This is a genomic window from Halanaerobium sp. (genome assembly GCF_003070835.1).
In genome coordinates, this window is record NZ_QBLR01000225.1 from 1 (window position 1) to 5,578 (window position 5,578).

Genomic DNA, 5,578 nt, shown 5'->3' on the forward strand with positions numbered 1-5,578 from the left:
AACATCATCCCATGTCGAACCACCATCAATTGAATATTGAATAAAACCATCTGTATCATTATAAATCTGACCATTATCCATATCATCACTTATGGTGCTTCCTGTCCATGTACCCGCAGAAGAACCACCAAAACTATAACTAACTTCATAGATCACTCTATGTTTGTTATCAGTTTTTGTATAATCAAAACTACCCTCATTCGGCAGATTAACTATTTCTTTAGTCTGCTGATTCAAATCAACTTCATTATACCTGCTCTGCAGATAAAATGAATTAGATGTGTTATCAGCTATAGGTATTTCAGTATTATCAGCAAGCTTCAAATTCCCACTTACCTCTGCCTCAGTTAAAACAGTATCCTTTGCTTTAGTTTTATCATCAGTTATCTTAAAATCAATAGTTATACTTCGATCCTGTCCGTTTAAATCAGAAGGAGTAAGAGTCCAAGTTTTTGTTGTAGGATCAAATGTTCCAATACCATCAGCATTATAGCTTAAATAACTTAATCGAGTATCATCAAAATTAGTTAATTCAACCACAATATCATCATTAGTAAATCTATCAAATTCAGTTAAGGAAACAGTGTAAGTATATGATATTTCTTCTCCTAAATACATCCGATCAGTATCAGTGTGACTAGCTGTAGTATCAGCTGAACTTTTAATGTTAAGAGTTGGTATTCCTGTAACATTATAATTAAAAGTCTCAAATGGTCTGCTGTAAGGATTATCCTCATCATCTGTATATTCCGCCTGTAAAGTTATTGTTCCACTTTCATTTTGGTTTAAAGGATCATCTGTCTGCAAATTAAAAGACAGAGTTTCTGAATAATTGACATCATCACCAGAAGGAAAGTCACCATCATCATAAGTAAAAACTCCAGCATTATATGACCAACCATCTGTAAGATTTATCACATCATACTCAGCAGGAATATTTGATTTAATTTCTATGCCTCTAGCAGGTCCTTCACCAGCAGTAGTATTTGTAACCTTAATTTCAATTAAATTTGAAGTATCAAAGTCAATTGTTGCTGGATCAGTTAGAGGCTCTATATCTATGAAAGGTTTACGCGGATTAAATCTAAAGTTAGCTGATTCAGTTACATCCGGAATCTCAGTTGCAGGATTTTTAGCTGTAAGCTCTAAAGTTTCAAAATTATCATTATCAACAACAGTATAATTGTACTCAAATGTATAAGAATCACCAGATCCTAACCCGGATATAGAATCTTCTTCACTAGTAAATGAAGGATCACTAAAACCAGCACTCTGATTAGGTGTTAAAGTTGTATCAAACAGCTTACCTTCACCTACATTAGTAACTGTAGCTGTAACTGTAAATTCCCCACCTCTATGCATAGGTTGTGGTGCTAGATCTAAATCAATATCTAGTTCTCCAAATAATATTTTTTCATCAAGAGTTTCTGTATCTGTTTTAGTAAGACTGCTATCAGCTTGATCAAGATAATTAAAAGTTATCCCAAGATCTTTATTCTGATTATCTAAACTGGCATCAGTTGAAAGATTATAATCCATTACAATACTTGATCCAGCATCTAATACAACTCCCTCTTCTACAGGTGTTATTGTGTATGTATTAACATTTTCACTAAAATTATAATCACTACTTGATATTATTGATTCATTATTATTTTCATCAACAATTTTTATCTCATTTATCTGACTCTTACTAAGTCTAAAACCATCTGGCAGGTTTAATACAAGCTCTAGATCACCAGCTGCCGAAACAGTATTATTGATTATTTCTGCTGTATAATTCTGTCCAACTTCATCATTCGGATAAATTTCAGCAGGAATAGTCTGCTCAATTGTTATATCATCCTGGGCCATAACTGCTGCTCCCAAACTTAAAATCATGATCAATGTTATTAAAATAGTTAATATATTTTTACTATTAATTTTCATTACTTTTCCCCTCTTTCTTAAACTATTTTATATATTCAAAGTTTATATTCTACCAGGCTTTAATTAAGTTAATAAACCAACCTTTTGCTTCATAACTTAAATTAGTTAAATCATCATTAAAGTCAGTAAAATTATATCCGATCCCCACTTTAGTGTTGTTATTAAAGCCTTTATATGCCCCCAGTAGAAATCCATCTCTTCTATCAGCTGCTAATTTGTTTTCTAAGATTCTATATTCTGCAAAAAGATTGAGATCTTCTCTTAACGCATAATCTATTTTATTGGCCCAAAGGTAGGTTTCACTTCTAGCCCAGCTGTCATTAATACTATTTAATTTAACTTCAGAGTTTTTATAAGCTATTTTTTCAGTTAACTGCCACTTTTTATTTAAATCATAAATTAAATCCAGAGCCAAAATCTGAGATTTTTCTGCCGCATAATCACCAAGTTCTCGGCCCGTGTCTAAATTTAAATAATTTTTTTGATCTAAATAGGTGTATTTAAATAAGTAATTTAATTTGGTATTATTAATCGGTCTGTAAGCCATGCCAATTGTACCTTCAAAAAAGCGATCTTCTCCATCCTCTTTTTCTTTTGAATATTCTATTTCAGATAGATAATTAAATTCCTCATTATATTTCCACCTTGAATTAGATTTTAAGACCAGCTGTTCAAATTTTTCGCTTTTATCGTCAACTCTGTATTCAATTCTGTTTGAACTTCTAAAGTTATTTTCTGTATAAGTTAAAGCTCCACCAACTATATCGCGTTTAAAGTCTTCAGAGTCAGCTTTTTCTACATCACTGCGGGTATAGTCAAAAGAAAGAGTTAAGTTATTAGATGCTAGATAATCGAGACCAATAACATTACTCTGCTTATTTTCGTCCTCATCATCAACTATTCGGTGTTCAGCTGTAATAGTGGTTTTATCGCTAACGGCAGTGTTGGCACCAAAAGTGGTTTCAGTTGAAAAATCATCACCAAATTCTCTTTCATAATTGGTGTAAATTTCACTGTCCGGATTTAGCATATATCCGGCTCCCAGCAGGATATTTTCTTGATCACCAGCACTGGCTTCAGCACTGTAGCGCCATTTTTCTCTTTTGATTTCTCCCCCAAGTGTTGTTATATTATTTCTTTCAGCTTCCTCACTTTTATCTAAAGTAAACTGTTGACTTCCATAAATTTTATTTCCACTATCAAATTGATGGTCAAAACCTAAAGCAGCATTTAAAGTTTTTTCATCTTCTTTATCTGCTTCTTTTTTTACTTTGTTTTCTAATTCGAGTTCATAACTTCTCTGCTCTGTCTGCTTCCTCCAGAATCTTAAATTATAGATATCTGTTTCATTTTCTCCACTTATATCTTTTTCATAAGAAAATTCATTTTCTTTTCTTTCTTTTTCCTGAATTAAAGCCAAGCCATAATTTTCTTTATCTTTTTCTAAGTATTGACTGCCGCTGTTAAAACCAGCTTCTTTATTGGAATAGAATGTATTAAATTCTAAATTCTCTGCTGCAGTCAAAACTTTAGAGTATTCAAAATTCCAGGCCTGAGCCTGATCATCATTATTAAGATTTATTTTTCTATATGTTATACCACCATCATCAGAAAAATATTTTTCTGCAGTTATATTTTCTGATTCAGCATAATCAATTCTAAATTCTGTACTTTCTGGATTTTGATAAACTAAATTCAAACCATAAATCTTATATTTATCTGAATCTTCTCTGCTCTCTTCTATGTAATTAGCTCCTAAATATAATTGATCTGTCAAATCATATTTTGTCTGCAGACCATAATTGTTCTGATCAATATCACTGCTTAAATAGTCATATTGATAGTCAACTACCATATAATATTTATCTGAACCATCCTGATCATCTATCAAACTTTGATCATCAAATAGATTAAGCTTTGATTTTAAAGTAATTCTTCCCTGCAGATAATTAATCTCATAATCTTCTCCAGCTACTAAATTTCTGCTTTCTAAAACTCGATCTGTACTGGAATCTCTAAGTTCAAGCTTTATGTCTTCACTGCCGGCAATTAAATCATCCTGGCGTAAATAATATAAAATACCACCTGTCAGCTCTAATTCATCTCTGGTCTGAGTTGAAAAAGGCTGATACCAAAATGTATTAAAATCAAATCCATTATCATAATCTATATTTGCACCATAAATATTTTTTCTTAAATTTATCAGCTTATTATTGTCATAATTCAATTTATAATTACCCCAGATAGCATTTAATTCTTCTGATTCTAATTTCAAATATAATTTTCCGGCTGTATTGGTTTCAGAAACTACCTGTGAATCATCACCATAGACCGGATAATATTTTTCAGCATCTATTTTTTCAAATGGAGTATTTTGTTTTCTTTCATCTAAATTTTTAAAAATTTCATCTAAACTTTCTTCTTCTGTATCCAGCCAGGCGGTAATTAAATATTTACCCTTTATTTTCCCGCGCAAATAAAAATTAACTCTTCCCATATCTACATTTTCTTCAAACGTATCACTGTCTTCAATTAGTTCTATATTACCTGTTAGGTTATTTTCACCAAAAAATAATTCAGCAAACCCTACAAAAAAATCACTCTCATAAAAGTTATCTTCTTTCGTTACTTTTTCAGCTGCAGTCAATGATGAAGAAAAAATAAAAATCATAATTAACACGAGCAGAAAACTCATTTCTTTTTTCATTTTTTCATCTCCAATCTATTATTTTGACTAAATTATTTAATAATAATAGTAACTATTATTATCATTAAATAAAAAAAACATTAAATATTTATGTCTTTAAATAAAATTATACCAGCCTTTTTTTAGTAATTCAAGCTTTTTTTATTATAAATTATTACTTGACCATTACTGCTTAAATCAGATATACTTTTTATAACGATGAAATAATAAAGAAGATTCTCAGCCAGCGGGACTTGGAGAGGAAAAGGCAGACAGGATAGTAATCATTGGTGTAATAGAGATTAAGCAGTAAGAATAGCCGAAAATCTTAATGAAATTTAAAGGGGGGATTTTTTGTTTAATATCGGAGTTATTGGACCTAAAAAATCAATAAATAACATTAAAAATATTATTGGAGATCTGGATTTTGATTTTAAAGTCAGCACTTACAGTTATGATTCTTTACCAGAGATAATTGAAATTTATAGAAATAATATTAAGCAGTGGGATTATTTATTATTAAGTGGAATACTTCTCTATGTTTATTTAAATCATAATCTAAAAAGAATTGAGGTCCCAAATGATTATATTGATTTAGATGATAGTTATGTCTATGGAAAAATAATTAATTATTTACTCCAAAACCCTTCTAAAGATTTATCTAGGTTATATTTTGATTTTATAGGAGAAATAAATAATTTTATTGGTCTAAAAAACTTTATCAGATCTGAGCAAATGCCATTTAATAATAGTATGTTGGCTTTAGACATTAATAAATTTAGTGAATCTGACTTAAAACAAATTCATCGAGGAACTATTGATGAAATAAAAAAATTGTGGGACAAAAATAAAATTGACTATGTTTTTTCACGAATGCCTGAAATTAGTGAATCCTTATATCACCTGGGTATTCCTCATCAAACTATCCTACCGTCTAAAGAAAATATAATTAATTCACTCTAT

At 30.3% G+C, this 5,578-nt stretch carries 3 protein-coding genes; 1 reads left to right on the forward strand and 2 read right to left on the reverse strand.

The features are described 5' to 3' along the window. Together CI949_RS15935 and CI949_RS15940 are read right to left on the reverse strand one after the other, a co-directional pair. Positions 1-1,929 (reverse strand): hypothetical protein (locus tag CI949_RS15935; protein WP_290768100.1); only part of this gene is annotated, 1,929 nt, incomplete at its 3' end. Between the two features lie 49 nt (positions 1,930-1,978). Then, entirely contained in the window at positions 1,979-4,636 is a 2,658-nt protein-coding gene (locus CI949_RS15940; protein WP_290768102.1) for a hypothetical protein, read from the reverse strand. A gap of 333 nt (positions 4,637-4,969) precedes the next feature. Here CI949_RS15940 and CI949_RS15945 point away from each other — a divergent pair. Next, a partial coding sequence (locus CI949_RS15945) for a hypothetical protein (RefSeq protein ID WP_290768104.1) occupies positions 4,970-5,578 on the forward strand: 609 nt, incomplete at its 3' end.

Coding starts and splice junctions, on each gene's coding strand:
- CI949_RS15940 (WP_290768102.1), bottom strand. CDS start 4,636: ATGAAAAAAGAAATGAGTTTTCTGCTCGTGTTAATTATGATTTTTATT.